Origin of the sequence: Saccharopolyspora sp. ASAGF58, from assembly GCF_012277335.1 — a bacterium.
In the GTDB taxonomy this organism is placed as follows: domain Bacteria; phylum Actinomycetota; class Actinomycetes; order Mycobacteriales; family Pseudonocardiaceae; genus Saccharopolyspora; species Saccharopolyspora hattusasensis.
The window spans coordinates 3,575,915-3,591,156 of record NZ_CP040605.1 but is presented as its reverse complement, the minus strand read 5'-3'; the positions used below and the strand labels follow the sequence as shown (position 1 = coordinate 3,591,156).

General features: G+C 71.0%; 11 protein-coding genes and 1 pseudogene. 4 read left to right on the top strand and 8 right to left on the bottom strand.

What is annotated here, in order from left to right:
• Nucleotides 1–50 precede the first annotated feature (50 nt).
• Nucleotides 51–1,151 (top strand): neutral zinc metallopeptidase, encoded by a 1,101-nt coding sequence (locus FDZ84_RS17100; RefSeq protein WP_246869062.1) that lies wholly within the window; start codon nt 51–53, stop codon nt 1,149–1,151.
• 9 nt (nt 1,152–1,160) lie between these two features.
• On the opposite strand, the gene FDZ84_RS17095 is transcribed toward FDZ84_RS17100, so the two are convergent.
• Both FDZ84_RS17095 and FDZ84_RS17090 read right to left on the bottom strand, forming a co-directional pair.
• On the bottom strand, nt 1,161–1,559 hold the full coding sequence (locus FDZ84_RS17095) for a hypothetical protein (protein WP_246869061.1): 399 nt from the start codon (nt 1,557–1,559) through the stop codon (nt 1,161–1,163).
• A gap of 135 nt (nt 1,560–1,694) precedes the next feature.
• Nucleotides 1,695–2,687 (bottom strand): TrkA family potassium uptake protein, encoded by a 993-nt coding sequence (locus tag FDZ84_RS17090; RefSeq protein ID WP_246869182.1) that lies wholly within the window; start codon nt 2,685–2,687, stop codon nt 1,695–1,697.
• Nucleotides 2,688–2,978: 291 nt separating this feature from the next.
• Here FDZ84_RS17090 and FDZ84_RS17085 point away from each other — a divergent pair, with 291 nt between their 5' ends.
• Nucleotides 2,979–3,506, top strand: coding sequence for a hypothetical protein (locus tag FDZ84_RS17085; RefSeq protein ID WP_168586721.1), 528 nt, complete (start codon nt 2,979–2,981; stop codon nt 3,504–3,506).
• A 310-nt stretch (nt 3,507–3,816) separates the two neighbouring features.
• On the opposite strand, the gene FDZ84_RS17080 is transcribed toward FDZ84_RS17085, so the two are convergent.
• The 3 genes from FDZ84_RS17080 to FDZ84_RS17070 form a co-directional block, all read right to left on the bottom strand.
• Nucleotides 3,817–4,419, bottom strand: a complete 603-nt coding sequence (locus FDZ84_RS17080; protein WP_246869060.1) for a hypothetical protein — start codon at nt 4,417–4,419, stop codon at nt 3,817–3,819.
• A 184-nt stretch (nt 4,420–4,603) separates the two neighbouring features.
• Nucleotides 4,604–7,858, bottom strand: a complete 3,255-nt coding sequence (locus tag FDZ84_RS17075; RefSeq protein ID WP_168586719.1) for an ATP-dependent helicase — start codon at nt 7,856–7,858, stop codon at nt 4,604–4,606.
• A complete protein-coding gene (locus tag FDZ84_RS17070) occupies nt 7,855–11,025 on the bottom strand; it encodes an ATP-dependent DNA helicase (protein WP_168586718.1) in 3,171 nt (1,056 codons plus the stop codon). The genes FDZ84_RS17075 and FDZ84_RS17070 overlap by 4 nt, the downstream gene beginning before the upstream one ends.
• Nucleotides 11,026–11,322: 297 nt before the next feature.
• Between FDZ84_RS17070 and FDZ84_RS17065 the strand changes: the two are divergent.
• A pseudogene (locus tag FDZ84_RS17065) lies at nt 11,323–11,679 on the top strand (chitinase); the annotation flags it as partial.
• Nucleotides 11,680–11,874: 195 nt separating this feature from the next.
• The gene (locus tag FDZ84_RS17060) at nt 11,875–12,162 is read left to right on the top strand and encodes an MGMT family protein (RefSeq protein WP_168590132.1); all 288 of its coding nucleotides are present in this window, start codon (nt 11,875–11,877) and stop codon (nt 12,160–12,162) included.
• Between the two features lie 39 nt (nt 12,163–12,201).
• On the opposite strand, the gene FDZ84_RS17055 is transcribed toward FDZ84_RS17060, so the two are convergent.
• From FDZ84_RS17055 to moeZ, 3 genes are all read right to left on the bottom strand, one after another.
• Nucleotides 12,202–13,023 (bottom strand): uroporphyrinogen-III synthase, encoded by an 822-nt coding sequence (locus FDZ84_RS17055; RefSeq protein WP_168586717.1) that lies wholly within the window; start codon nt 13,021–13,023, stop codon nt 12,202–12,204.
• A gap of 36 nt (nt 13,024–13,059) precedes the next feature.
• On the bottom strand, nt 13,060–13,857 hold the full coding sequence (locus FDZ84_RS17050; RefSeq protein WP_168586716.1) for a TIGR02569 family protein: 798 nt from the start codon (nt 13,855–13,857) through the stop codon (nt 13,060–13,062).
• A gap of 140 nt (nt 13,858–13,997) precedes the next feature.
• On the bottom strand, nt 13,998–15,170 hold the full coding sequence (gene moeZ / locus FDZ84_RS17045; RefSeq protein ID WP_168586715.1) for an adenylyltransferase/sulfurtransferase MoeZ: 1,173 nt from the start codon (nt 15,168–15,170) through the stop codon (nt 13,998–14,000).
• Nucleotides 15,171–15,242 lie beyond the last annotated feature (72 nt).

Here is a 15,242-nt window from a genome sequence, read left to right as displayed (position 1 = left end):
AACGCGGTCCGTTACCGCCGCCCCACCCGCAACCGCCGCGACAGCAGCAGATGCCGCCGCTCGGTCCGGTTTCCCGGCCGCCGACGCGCCAGGTCGCGCCGCCCCCGGTCGCGCGCCCGCTACCGCCGTCGATGGTCGGGCGGACCATGCCGCTGCCCAGACCGCAACGGCCGATGCCGCCACCGATGCCGCACCTGGGCCCACCGAAGCGCAAAAGCAACACCGGTGTCGTCGTCGCGCTGGTGCTGGTCGGCGTGGGGTTGTTCGGCATCGGCACCATCGGCGCGATGGCCGCCTCGATCACCTCGAACCGCGCTTCGGACTACAGCTCCACGAGCAGCCGGACCACCACGACTGGTTCCAGCGAGACCTCCAGCAGCAATAGCACCAGCAGCGAGGACGCGACGACCACGGAGACCAGCAGCTACGACGACGGTGCCAAACCGGTGGCAGAGCTGGGCGACAACCCGGTCAACATCCCGGGCAACGGCGCGATGAACACCCCGTGCAACCTGCCCCGCTTCAACACCGATGTCGCTTCGCAGGACCGCTTCTACCAGGCCGCGCTGCCCTGCCTGATGGAGGCGTGGACCCCAGCCCTGGAGAACGCGAACCTGCCTGCCCGCACGCCAACCGTGATCACCACCGGAGAGAACATCGAAACCCCCTGCGGAACGCGGCGCTGGAACCAGACCGCGATGTACTGCCCGGGCAACCACACGATCTACATGACCGCGCGCTACTACGCCCAGATGGAGAAGCGCACCAAAGCCGGGGCGTACCTCGGCCAGTTCGCGCACGAGTTCGGCCACGCGCTGCAGGGCATGACCGGGATCAACAGCGCCTACGGCGATGCCTCTTACGACGCGGGCGGCAGCTCCACCGCGGCGGGGTTGGAGCTGACCCGCCGTTCGGAGCTGCAGGCGACCTGTTTCGAAGGGATGACGCTGGCCGCGCTGCAGAACGGCGGCGTCAGCAACGACTACATCTTCCCCGCGCTGGAGGACTCGTCCGGCCGCGGCGACGAGCACAGCGACGTGCCCGATCACGGCAGCATGGCGACCAACGCGGCCTGGGTCGAGCAGGGGTTCCGCAAGAACCGGATCACGGAGTGCAACACCTGGCTGGCGGCATCATCCGATGTCGACTGACGTTTCCGCTCAGCGACGGCGGAGCATCAGGCCGTAGCCCCCGCCGGCGACGGCGGCGAGGGTCAGCAGGACCCAATTGGCGCGCTGCGTCTGGGCTTTCAGGTCGGAGTCGGATCCCGCGGGGCGGACCACGAAGTCCTGGACCGGGTCGGCAGGCACCAGCACCGGCAGCTGTTGGCCGCGGGCGTGGCCGCAGCCGTCGAACGGTGCTTGCCGCGTCACGCCGTCGACCCGGACCTCGACGAGATCCCGCGCCGAGTCCGCGCCGCACGGCCGGGACTCGACGACGGTCGCCGTGGCCGCGCGCATCGCAGTCCGGTCCTCGCCGGCCGCAGTCACCAGTGGCCACAACGTCACGGCAGCCACCGCGATGCCCAGCAATCCCAGGACAAGCAGGATCGGCGCCACCGACGCCGAACCTCGTTGCCTTCCCACGACACCGATATTGGCAGAAGCCGGCCAGCGGCAGCAGGTCACTCCCCGCAGCATCCGAAACACCGTCGGTGATACGGCTTCCGTGCGTTCACAGGCGGTTTGCCGGCCTCAGGCGTCCGCGGGCGTGACCTTCTTGACGTAGAGCAGGCGGTCGCCTTCCTCGATCGCGTCGGCCTCCGGCGCGTCCACCCGGTACAGCTGACCGTCGCGCACCACGCCGAGCACGATGTCCGAGAGGTGCCGCGGCGAGCCGCCGATCTCCTGGGGCTCGACCTCCCGCTCGGCGATCGCCAGACCGGCGTCCGGGGTCAGCAGGTCCTCGAACATCTCCACCACGGACGGCGTCGAGGTCGCCATGCCCAGCAGGCGGCCCGCCGTCTCGCTGGACACCACCACCGAATCCGCGCCGGACTGGCGCAGCAGGTGGACGTTCTCGGCTTCCCGCACCGCCGCGACGATCTGCGCCTTCGGGGCGAGCTCCCGTGCGGTCAGGGTGACCAGCACGGCCGTGTCGTCGCGGGCAGGTGCCACCACGATCGCCCGCGCGCGCGGCACGCCCGCCACCCGCAGCACGTCCGAGCGGGTGCCGGAACCGTTGACGGTGACCAGGCCTTGCGCGGAGGCTGTTTCGAGCGCGCGCTGGTCGGTGTCGACGACCACGATGCGACCGGACTCGGCACCGTCGCCGAGCAGCGCGGTGACGGCCGAACGGCCCTTGGTTCCGTATCCGATGACGACCACGTGGTCGCGCACCTTGGACCTCCAGAGTTGGATCTTGAAAGCCTGCCGGGAGCGCTCGGTGAGCACTTCCAGTGTGGTACCAACCAGCACGATCAGGAACAGCACCCGCAGCGGGGTGATGACCAGCACGTTCACCAGTCGTGCCTGCGGGGTGACCGGGGTGATGTCGCCGTAGCCCGTGGTGGACAGCGAAACCGTGGCGTAGTAGACCGCGTCCAGCAGGTCCAGCTCGCCGCCCGCGGAGTCCCGGTAGCCGTGCCTGCCGATGAACACGATGAACACCGTGGCGGCCAGCGCGAGCATCGCGCCGATGATCCGGCGGATGATGGACCGTACCGGGCTGATCGTGCTGCCCGGCATCCGGATCACGCCCACGAGCGCGTGGTCGGGCCGCTTGGTCAGCTCCTCCTCGTCGGAGCGCCCGCGGATGAAGGGGTGCGCCAACTGCTTCGGACTGCGCCGCATCATGCCCCCGCCGGCCACGCCGCCGCGCAGGACGACACGCGCAAGTTCTTTCCACTCACGGCGGAGAACAGTAACCGTTGCCCGGGCGTCTGATGCGATGCGGCACCTGTGGTTTCGACGACGACATCTCCTGCAGGCCGGAAGACCTTGTCTGGACATCGCGGCGCGGCGGCATACCATGCAGCGGTGCAGCAACTTCAGCACGCGGCTCGTGCCCTGGGGTGGGACGGCCAGTTGATCCCGGACGTCGAGGTCCTCGGTGCGCGCTTCGCCGCCGTGGCCCGGATCCGGCGCGACGTCCACGAGTGGCGCAGCCACCACGGCTGGGGGCCGGAGCTCAACCCGACCTGGTTCCGCTCCTGGTCCGAGCCCTGCATGCACGATCACGTGCCAGTGGCCGCGGTCGACCTGCTCGGGATCCTGGTGCCGGTGTCGCGCGCCCGCCACGCCTTGCACGCGTGCGGGACGCTGCTGACGCTGGCCCCCTGCGCCGTCGTGCTGCCCCCGGACACCGCGTACAAGCCGTTGCGGATGCTGGAGCTGGACTACTACGGCGTCGGTGTGGTCAACGCCGGCTTCGAGGGGCCGGCCGAGCTGGTGGTCGCGCCGGAGGACCGGACCGCGGAGTTCGGGTCGTCCATGTTCGGCCGCTGGTTGCTCGAAGTCCTGTACTCGCGGATCCTCGAACTCCGCCAACTCACGGAGAACGCCTGACGCCCCGCAGCTCGGGACGTCAGGCAAGCGGCGTCAGCCACTTTCTCTTTCTCCATACACCGAAACAGCCACCGCGACACGCAACCTCGTACGTCGCGAGTCGCCGCAAGCGGCGCAGCCGCTTGGACCACCCTCTCAACCTGCACCGCTGCGGGTTCTCGGATGCCGTGCCCGCCCGAAGGGCTCTCGGCGAGGCCAGTCCCCGGCGTGGCGTATTGGACATACCTTGAGTCGGGGATCCCGGAGTCGAGGCGGCCTCTGAGGTTCCGCTACCCGCACCGCCACGCAAGACGGGCCTGGAAACAGTCCCTCAGGCGAGGACGTACTCGTGCCAGTTGAGGTTCTCCGGGTTCCAGCGCATGCCGCGGCTCTCCTTGAGCGCGCGCAGGGCCTGCATCGTGTGCGGCCAGCGGCGTATCACGTTCGCCAGCGCGACCGGGGTCATTAGGTCGGCGGTGCGCCGGTGACCACCGGGGCCGAGCAGCGCGATGCCGCCGGGCGTGGAGATGATGTCGGTCAGCGGGGCCTGGCCGGACAGCGCGGCCTGCTCGACGCTGAGGATGCTTTGCGGCTGCAGTTCGGTCGGCCAGCTGTTGCGGTCGATGTCGGCGGCGACCGGCTGTTCGCAGCTGCCGCACCGGCACTGAACCTCGCTTGCCCAGCCGTGCTGCTTCCACGACCACACCGCGGCACCGCCGGTGTCCAGATCGGACAGCGCGGCGACGTGCGGCCAGGCCCCGACGACGGCGCTGAGCGCCGTCCTCTTCGACGGTCTCGGGTTCCGGCCGGGCCCGTCGAAGGACCAGGTGCCTTCGTCGTCGCGGTGCACCCGCACCAGCGGGGCGCGCATCGCCAGGACGTCGGTGTCGACGTTCACTTCGGATTCCGGTGGCGTCTTTAGCTTCCAGTCCATGTTCATCGCGGGCATAGTCGGCCGCCGCGAACCGCGATCTCAAGCCCCGCCACCCGAACGTGTAGTCATGCCGGTGCGGCAGGTGATCCCGACGACGCTGCCAATTCCGCTGGTCAAGGTCCGTGAGTGTTTTTGGGTGCCAGAGCACCGAAAAGTACTCACGGGCCCTGACCAGGCCAAACCGTTACCGCGCGGCGGGGACCGAGGTGATGAGCTTCCGGAGGCCGTCGGCGTCGAGGAGGTCGGCCGGGCGGAGCGTGTAGTCGTGGCGGACGTAGTGGAACGCCGCGCGGACCTTCGACAGCGGCGTTCCGGACAGTTCCGCCCAGGCCAGCCGGTACGCGGCGAGCTGCACCGACAGCGCCGGGACCTGGTCGCCTCCCGGCACCGCGCCGGTCTTCCAGTCGAGGACCGTCCAGCCTCCGTCGGCGTCGGCGAACACCGCGTCCATCCGGCCGCGCAGCACCACGCCCTCGACCTGTGTCTCGAACGGCACCTCGACGCGGTGGGGCGTGCGGTCGGCCCAGGATCCGGCGAGGAACGCCCGCTGCAGCTCGGCCAGGTCCTCGTGCACCGGCGCGGATTCGTCGGCTGCGCCGGGCAGTTCGTCGAAGTCCAGCAGCGCGGTCGAGGTGAACCGGTGCTCCAGCCAGGCGTGGAACGCGGTGCCACGGCGGGTCATCGGGTTCGGCGGGAACGGCAGCGGTCGGCGCAGCCGCCGGGCGAGGCTGTCGGAATCACCGGCGAGTTCGACGAGTTGGCTCACCGACAGGTGGTCCGGCAGCCGCACCTGCTCCCGCCGCTGCGCCGCCGCCGCGCGCTCGGCCAGCAGCACGTCGACGTCCCGCGACCACCCGTCCTCGTCGTCCTCCGGCTCCGCATCATCCACAGTGGACATCGCGGCCCGCACGAGCCCCGCGCCTTCGGCCACCGCCGCGCGGCGCGGACCCAGCGGGTCCACCGGCCACTCCGCGCACCGCATGGCGTCGGCGAGCGGGTTCGTCGCGTCTTCGTCGGGTTCCGGCGTCCACAGGTCGATGTCCCCGGTCCCGGACCCGCGGAGCACCTCGGCCAGCTGCCGCAGGAAGCCCGACGGCCCCTTGGGCCGGTCGCCGTTCTCGCCCCACCAGTGCCCGGACAGCAGCAACGTCCGCTCCGAGCGCGTCACCGCGACGTAGAGCAGCCGCCGCTCCTCGGCGAGCCGGCGCTCCTCGAACTCCTCGTCGTGGATCCCGAGCGCCTCGGTGAGTTCCTTGCGGTCAAGCCCGGACAGCCGGTCGACGTCGAGCCGGGGCAGGTCTTCGGCGTCGCCGCGCAGTTCGGCGGGCAGTTCGGTGACCGAGCGCAGCCACGACGAGGACTTCCGCTTGCCGGGGAAGACGTCGTTGACGAGGTGCGGCACGGCGACGACCTGCCACTCCAGGCCCTTGGCCGCGTGCACGGTGAGCACTTGGACACGGTCATCGGCGACCTCGACCTCGCCTGGTTCCAGGCCGTCTTCGGCGCGTTCGGCCGCTTCCAGGTAGTCCAGCAGCGCGGGCAGCGTGGCCGACGGGCTGGCGGTGGCGAAGGCGGTGACCGCGTCGGCGAACGCGTCGAGGTGTATCCGCCCCGCGCCGACCGGCCGCGCCATGCTCTCGATGTCCAGCAGCAACGTCCGCTCGACGTCCGCGACGAGCTCCGGCAGCGGCTGGTCGAGACGGCGCCGCAAGGTGGCGAGCTCGCGTCCCAGGCGTCGGATGCGCCGGTAGCCGTCGCCGGAATAGCGCTGCGCATCGCCGGGATCGTCAAGCGCGTCCACCAGCCCGGCCTGCTCCGCGTTCTCGCCCGGCAGCGCCGCGGTGACCACAGCAGCGGGATCGGCGGTCTCCGGTGTCCCGAAGGCCTGCGCGCCGAGCTCCCGCGCGCGATCCCACAGCGCCGCGATGTCGGCCGCCCCGAGGCGCCAGCGCGAGCCGGTGAGCAGCCGCATCGCTGCCGTCCCGGCGAGCGGGTCCACCAGCATCCGCAGTGCGCTGACCAGGTCGCGCACCTCGGGCTCGTCGAGCAGCCCGCCGAGCCCGACGACCTCGACCGGCAGACCGCGTTCCCGCAGCGCCGCCGCGATGTCGGTCATGTCGGCGCGGCGGCGCACCAGCACCGCCGCGGTCGGCGGCCGTCCCGTCTCGTCCAGCGTCGCCTGCCACTGCGCGGTGACCTGGTCGGCGACCCAGTCGCGTTCGGCCCGCACGTGTTCGCTCAGCGCCAGCCGGATATCGCCGGCCTCGGCGCCGTCCCTGGCGCGCAGCTCGTCGACTTCCAGGCCGGTTTCGCGCAGCGGCCCCGAAACCGCGTTGGCGGCGTGCAGGACTTCCGCCGGGTTGCGGAAGCTCGTCAACAGCCCGTACCGGTGCGCCGGAGCCTTTCGGCCTTCCTCGATGCGCGGGAAGTCGGTGGTGAAGCGCGGGAGGTTCGCCGCGCTCGCGCCGCGCCAGCCGTAGATGGCCTGCGCCGGGTCGCCGACCGCGGTGACCGGCAGCGGACGCTCGCGCCCGAACAGCGAGCGCAGCAGAACCCGTTGCGCGTGGCCGGTGTCCTGGTACTCGTCCAGCAGCACCGCGCCGTACCGGGCGCGTTCGCCGTCGACGACTTCGGGGTGTTCGGCGGCCAGCAGCGCGGCCCGCGACATCTGGTCGGCGAAGTCCATCGCGCCTTCGCGCCGCTTGCGCTGCGCGTACTCCTCGACCAGCGGCATCAGCGCGACCCGCAAGCGTTGCGCGGCAACGACTTTCACCAGGTCCTGCGGAAGGTTCGCGCGCTGCCCCTTGGCCCGCGGCGCGTTCTCGACCGCGTGGCAGAGCTTTTCGGCGTGCGTACGCAGGTCGTCTGGGCTCACCAGGTGTTCGGCGAGCTCGCCGGCCAGCGACAGCAGGTAACCGGTCACAGTGGACGGAACCTTGTCGGTGTCGATGTCCTGGGTCCAGGTCGCGACCACGTTGTGCGCGAGCTGCCAGGACGCCGTCTCGCTCAGCAGTCGCGCGCCCGGCTCGACCGGTACCCGCAGCCCGTGCTCGCCGACGAGCCGCCCCGCGTAGGCATGGTAGGTCAGCACCGTGGGCTCCTCGGTGAGCACCGCGGAACGCAGCTGCCCGCTGGGATCGACCTCGTCGAGCAGCCCGGACCCGGCGAGCCGGCGCAGCCGGGCGCGTACCCGGTCGGCGAGCTGCCGCGCGGCCTTGCGGGTGAACGTCAGGCCGAGGATGCGCTCCGGCGTCACCAGCTGGTTGGCGACCAGCCAGACCACGCGGGCGGCCATCGTCTCCGTCTTCCCAGCGCCCGCACCCGCCACGACCAGCGCCGGTTCGGCGGGCGCGGCGATCACGGCTGCCTGCTCGGGGGTCGGCGGGTGCAGCCCGAGCGCCTGCGCGATCCGATGTGGACTGATTTCCGTTCCAGTCACTGCGCGACCTGTCTTCCGGCCGGGTGGACCGGGCAGCAGGTGCGGGCCGGACAACGAGCGCAGTCCGAGTTCTCGCTGGCCACATAGGCAGGTCCGAGGCTCGAAGCGGCGGCGGTGTGCACCACGCCAAGCCACACCTCGATCCGCTCGGCGTCCAGCGCCTGCTGGACGCGTTCGGTGGCCGCGCCCTTGCGGTCCGACTTCGCGACGTACAGCAGCCGCGCCCCGCCGGGTTCCTCGCCCGCGCCGAACGCGCCCAGCGCGGCAGCCAGCTGGTACACCGCCAGCTGCGGGTGCTCCTCCGCATCGCCCTTGCTGACCGGTGTCTTCCCGGTCTTGACGTCGACCACCACAGGGCGGCCGTCGGCATCGGTCTCCAGCCGGTCCACGCGTCCGCGCAGTCGCAGCCACGGACCGCCCGCCCGGCCCGGAACCGTGACGTCCAGGTCCTTCTCCACGCCGACCTGCGTGAGTTCGGCCCGGGACTGGACCAGCCAGGTCAGGAACGCGTCGAGCATGCCCTCCACGCGCTTGCGCTCCTTGCGGGAGAACCACGGCGCACCGGCGTCAACGGAATCCCAGGCCTCGTCCAGGGCCTTGTGCAGCTGGTCGGTGTCCGCGCCGTCGGCGGCGGCCTGCACGAGCGCGTGCACGAGGGTGCCGGTGACGGAGGCTAGTTCGGCCGTGTCCTGGCCGCCGTGCCGCTCGACCATCCAGCGCAGCGGGCACTTCGCCAAGATGTCCACAGTAGACGGCGACACCTTGACCGGATCATCACCGGTCACCAGCGGCGTCGAACTGGAGCTCTCCGGCAACCCGTACCAGGCCTCCGGGCTGGCTCCCGGAACCCCGGCGTTGGCCAGCCGCGCGAGCTGCGCCGCCGCCCGCTGCCGCCGCTGCGGCTCCGCCTCCGCATCGCACACCACCCGCCGCAGCTCGCCGACCAGATCCCCGAGCGCCAGGCCGCGTTCCGGGCGCGCGATCGGCCGCTCCACAGCATCGGGGTCGCTGACCACGCCCTCCAGCTCGTCCAAGAACCGCGAGGGCTGCTCGTCCTCCCCGCGCACCGCGCTGACCAGCAGGTTCCGCCGCGCCCGGCTCGCCGCGACGAGCAGCAGCCGCCGCTCCTCGGCCAGCAGCGGCGCGGTGGCCGACACCCGCTCGGCGTCCACCCCGGACAGCACGTCGACCAGCCGCTCCACGCCGAGCAGCGATCCGCGCAGCCGCAGGTCGGGCCAAATGCCTTCCTGCACACCGGGAATCGCCACGACTTCCCACTCCCGGCCGCTCGCGGCATGCGCCGTCAGCACCGACACGGAGTTGTCCCGGGGGGCGGTGGGCGCCAGCGAGCTACCCGCGATCTGCTGGCTGGTCAGGTAATCCGCGAAACTGGCGACGTCCGCACCCGGCAACCTGTCGACGTACTGGGCGGCCGCGTCGAACAGCGACACCACGGCGTCGAGATCGCGGTCGGCCTGCACCCCGACCGCGCCGTGCCGCTCCGACTGCGCCACCCACCGCTTCTCCAGACCGCTGGCCTTCCACGCCCGCCACAGCGTTTCTTCCACGGTGTGCCCGGCGGCGACGGAGTCGGCCGCGTTGCGCAGCAGCGCCGCGACGCGGCGAGCAGGCTCGGCGGCGGAATCTTCCAGAGCACCAAGGCGGTCGCCGTCCTGCAGCACCTCCACCAGCAGCTCGCCGCTGGCCCGGCTCCCGCCTGCGGCGAGCTCCAGGCGGCGCAGTCCCCGGCGAAGCCGCCGCAGCGCGAGCGGATCGGCGCCGCCGAGCGACGAGGCGAGCAGCTCAGCGGCAGCGTCCGCGTCGAGCGCCTGCGGGCGCGCAGCGCAGCGCAGCAGCGTCAGCAGCGGCCGGACGGCATTGCGCTGCGCTAGCGGAAGGTCGTCGACCGGCAGCGCGATGGGCACACCGGCGGCCAGCAATGCGCGGCGAAGCACCGGAAGCGACAGGCCGGTCGACCGGACCACGACGGCCATGTCCGACCAGGCGATCTCGTCGAGCAGGTGGGCTCGGCGGAGCTGATCCGCCACCCACGCGGCCTCCTGCGCCTGGGTGGCCAGCAGGCGCACCTGGATCGAACCACCTCGCTCGTTCTCGGGCTCGACCAGCTCGCGCTGGGGGCCCGCCCCCGGCAACCGCGAGGCCAGCCGCTGCACCGCCTCCCGGACCGCCTTGGACATGCGGTGGTCGACGGTAAGGACCTCGGTGTTCGTGCCGTCCGGGTCGGCGTCCAGCAGGCAGCGCGGGTCGGCGCCGCGGAAGGAGTACACGGCCTGGTCGGGGTCGCCGGCCAGCACGAACTCGGTGGCCGTATCCCCGAGCCGCCGGATCAGCCAGTACTGCTGGGGGTCCAGGTGCTGCGCGTCGTCAACGAGCACGTAGCGCACCCGGTCCTGCTCGGCCGCCAGCAGCCTGGGATCGGTGTCGAACGCCAGCAGCGCCGAGCCGACCAGCTCTGCGGCGTCCAGCGCGGGGGCTTGCGCGCCGCCCGCCCCGCGCAGCAGCGTGACCTGCTCGTACTGCCGCGCGAACCGACCGGCGGCGATCCATTCCGGACGGTTGTGCCGGCGGCCGAGGTTGACCAGCTGCTCGGGCCCGACGCCGCGCTCCGCAGCGCGCAGCAGCAGATCCCGCAGTTCCTCGGCGAAGCCGGGCACGGTCAACGCCGGTCGCAGCGTCTCCGGCCAGTCCTTCGCACCGGTCTCGACATCTCCGGCCAGCAGGTCTCGCACGAGCGCGTCCTGGTCCGGGCCGTTGAGCAGCTGCGGGGGCGGTAGCTGGTCACGCACCGCCTGCAACCGCAACACCGCAAAGGCGTACGAGTGGACGGTCCGGACCAGCGGTTCGGGCGCGGTGCGCAATTCTTCCGAAGAACCGGTGAGCAACCTGGTGATCTCGGTGCGCATCCAGGCAGCAGCGCGCCGGCTCCCGGTCAGGACCAGGACGTTCTCCGGCGACACCTCGTGGTTGCGGATGCGGTCGGCGGCCAGCTGCGCGATCAGCGTGCTCTTGCCGGTGCCTGGTCCACCGAGGAGCCGGAGGAGGCCGTAGCGATGCGCCAACGCCCGCTGCCCGGCTGCGTCCCAGTTCGTCCGCCGACGAGTGGTTTCAGCTCGGCGAACGAGGACGGGCGTGGTCGGGGATGGCACGCATCGATGGAATCACGCGCCGACGACAAGGTCGCGCAGGGCTCGCGGATAGCTGCCGCTCAACGGGAAATTAACTGAACCTTTTGGTGGTACAAACCAATTTCCGCCTCTGGCAATGTGATGATCGTCACATCGTTTTTCCGGCTGTGACCAGCGGAATCGTGCCCCGGGCGCGATCGAACCCCCGAATGGAGGAACCGTGAGCAAGGTCCGCAAAAGCCTGCTCGGCTGCGCCGCGGTCGCCGGTGCGTTGACCATCGGCGCGGTGCCCGCACTCAGCACGGAGACCCCGGCCCAGTCGACGTGTGGACGCAGATGCCGTTCAACTTCGGCGGTTCGGACATGGCGGCCGACACGATCAACGCCACTGAAGGCCTGAAGGCGGTGCTCAAGAGCACCTTCGGCTACCGCGACGCGGAGGCCTACTCGCACGCGGGGATCTCGTCGATGAACGGCAAGACCGACGCCGGCGAGACCGTCGACCAGGCCGCGTTCCAGAAGATGGCCGACTACGCCAAGGAGAAGGGCCTCGGCCGCTTCACCTTCTGGTCACTCAACCGGGACCGCCCGTGCGACGGGGGCGGCGCGGACTCCTGCAGCGGCGTCGACCAGCAGCCGTGGGAGTTCACCAAGATCGTGGCGGGGCTGGGGTGATGTCACCCTGCTTCCAGGGCTGATCGCCTCCGAGGACCGACGTTCCCACTGGTCAGGGCCGGGTCAGGGCCCGTGAGTGTTTCTGGGTGCTATAGCACCGCAAAGTGCTCACGGGCACCCACCTGCACAAACGCCGTCTTCGCAGGGCCAGTGCGGCTTGTCCCGCACCCCCGCCGCTGGAGTACCTTCGGGCTCGTGGACGAGGAGACGGTGGAGCAGGTGCGGGCCGTGGTGGCGTCGATTCCGCCCGGATCGGTGCTGTCCTACGGCGACGTGGCCGAGCTCTCGGGCCTGCGGTCGGCGCGACTGGTGGGCCGCATCCTCGCCGAGGACGGCGGCGATCTGCCATGGCACCGCGTCCTGCGCTCCAACGGCACGGTCGCCGACCACCTGCGCCGCCGCCAGCTGGAACTCCTGCGAGCCGAAGGCGTTCTCGCCGACGGAGCCCGCATCGACATGCGCCACTACCGCTGGGGCGCCTGACCCCGAACGACAAGCACAGAACTGTCCTGATTGGACGAACTACTTCCCCGTGTGCTTCGGCAATTCGTCGGCCACTAGCCGCACCAGGGACGCAGTGCGGGCGCGGTCCGGCATCGTGTACGGCAGGCCCGCGGCGTCGATCGGCGCCGCCGTGACCGGTCCGACGCAGGCGATGAACACCTTGTTGCGCAACGCTTCTCGGAACGGCTCGCCCCGCCCGGTGCGATCCGCACGTGCCAGCAGGTTCGTCGCGGCCGGAGCGCTGGTGAACGGCAGCGCGTCCACCTCGCCCCGCACCACCGCGTCGATCAACCGGTCCAGCGCGGGCAGATCCACCGGATCCGTCCACCGGTAGACGGTCACCGGCACCACCTCGGCACCGGCCGCCCGCAAGGCATCGCGGAACCGCAACATCGGATCGCCGTGCACCTGGAGCACAACCCGCTTCCCGCTGAGATCGCGTGCCAGCAAGTGCTCCAAGACCTCGGCCGACTCCTCCGACGGCGAGGTCCACGACTCCACCAAACCTGCGCCGCGAACCGCGCCCCGCGCCTTCGCACCACGCGCCAGGATCTCCGCCGAGCGCAGCTGAGCCAACAACCTGTCACCGACGCCGTTGGCCTGCGCCGCCTCGATCCAGCCCCGGAACCCGACCCCGGTGACCGCGACGACGTGATCGACCGGCGCGGCCATGACTTCCTCGGTCGCCGCGGCCAACTCGCCGTCCTCGGGCAACGGCACCGTGTGCATCGCCGCCCCGAAGAGCACGCGGGCACCGCGCCGGGTGAACAACGCCCCGATCTCAGCGGCCTTGCGCTCCGCCGTCACGCCGACGGTGAAGCCGCTCAACACTCCCTGCACGCCCTAATACTCACACGGCGCGAGAAGAGCCGGGGGTCAGAGAACTTCGAGAACCATCTGGGAAGCACGCTCGAGCCCGGTGAGGGTCTGCGAGGACGAGCGCGGGTGCAGGGCGTGCACCGCGAGCCGGAACAGCAGGGCGCGCAGCAACGCCTGCGGCCAATCGGAGAGGTGCGACCAGCGCTCCACTATGGCCGGGTCGGCACCACCCCACGCCAAGGCGTCGATCACCACCACCGCCGCGGCCCACTCGGCGGACCGCCAGTACGGGTTGAAGTCGATGATGCCGGGCGGCGCGTCCTCCGTGAACAGCACGTTGCCGAACAGGTCCCCGTGCACCACCTGCGGCCGTAGCTGGACCTCCCGCCGAGACCCGGCGAGCACGTCGTAGAGCCGGCCGCCCTTCTCCTGCGGCAGCGCGTATTCCTCTTCGCCCCAGGCCATCCGGTCGGCCAAGGAGTAGATGTCCTGCCGCGCCTGCAGGAACCGCGGCCGGGCCAGGAACCGGCTTGCCGAGTGCAGCCGCAGCGACATGGCCACCACGTCGTCGTGCCGGGGCTCCGCCTGCCCTGCGAGGTTCCGGCTGGCCGACCAGCCGGACACCACCCAGCGCCCGTCGGTGGACCGCACCGGGCGGGACACCCGCACCTCGTCGGGCTCCAGCAGGTCCAGCGTTTGCGCCACCCATGCGGCCTCGGCCGTGTTGGCGGCGGACTTGAGCACGATCTCGCCGCACCGCCAGGCGACCGCACCATCCAGCGGCTCGGGTTCTTCGACGCGCGCGCCGAATGCCGCGCGCACGTGCGGCGGTGGCGGCTCCGGCGTATGACTCACGAGCGAAACGCTACCTCGGTGATCGCGATTTCCGCAGCAGGCCACTCCGTGCGCCACGAACACGACATGCCGACATACCACGGGCCGGCGGGCGGAAACACCGCCCACCGGCCCGCGAAAACCCGATCAACGACCGGAGATCAGTACGTCGGCAGACTCGGGTCGACCTGGTTGGCCCAGCCCAGGACGCCGCCGCCGACGTGCACCGCGTCGGCGAAGCCCGCCCGGTGCAGCGCCGCCAGCGCCTCCGCGGAACGGCCACCGGACTTGCAGTGCAGGACGATCTTGCGGTCCTGCGGCAACTCGGCCAGCGCCTCGCCGGAGAGGATGCGGTCCTTCGGGATCAGCTTGGAGCCCTCGATCTTGACGATCTCGTACTCGTGCGGTTCCCGGACGTCGATGAGCTCGAACTTCTCGCCCCGGTCGAACATCTCCTTCAGCTCGCGCGGGGTGATCGTGCTGTTCACCGCCGCCTGCTGGGCTTCGTCGGAGACCACGCCGCAGAACGCCTCGTAGTCGATCAGCTCGGTGATCGGCGTCGGGTTCGGGTCCTTGCGGATCTTGACCGTGCGGTAGGTCATCTCCAGCGCGTCGTAGATCATCAGGCGGCCCAGCAGGGTCTCCCCGATGCCGGTGATCAGCTTGATGGCCTCGTTGACCATGATCGAACCGATCGACGCGCACAGCACGCCCAGGACGCCGCCCTCGGCGCAGGACGGCACCATGCCGGGCGGCGGCGGCTCCGGGTACAGGTCGCGGTAGTTCGGTCCGTGCTGGTCCCAGAAGACGCTGGCCTGGCCCTCGAAGCGGAAGATCGAGCCCCACACGTACGGCTTGCCGAGCAGCACCGCGGCGTCGTTCACCAGGTACCGGGTGGCGAAGTTGTCCGTGCCGTCCAGGATCAGGTCGTAGTCGCGGAAGATGTCGAGCGCGTTCTCCGAGGTCAGGTGCGTCTGGTGCAGGTTGACCTTGACGAACGGGTTGACCTCAGCGATGGAGTCGCGGGCCGATTCCGCCTTGGGCCGCCCAAGGTCGGACTGGCCGTGGATGACCTGGCGGTGCAGGTTGGACTCGTCGACCTCATCGAACTCCACGATGCCGAGCGTGCCCACCCCGGCCGCGGCCAGGTACAGCAGCGCCGGGCTGCCGAGCCCGCCCGCGCCGACCACCAGCACCTTGGCGTTCTTCAGCCGCTTCTGCCCCTCCATCCCGACATCCGGGATGATCAGGTGGCGGCTGTAGCGCGCGACCTCTTCCTTGGTCAGCTCCGACGCCGGTTCGACCAGCGGCGGCAGCGACGATGCGCCGGACATGCCCAGCTCCTCCTCAATGGTCGGTGCCGGCTGCGCTCGGAGCGTGGCAGCGGCACCTCAAGCGTCCCCGGA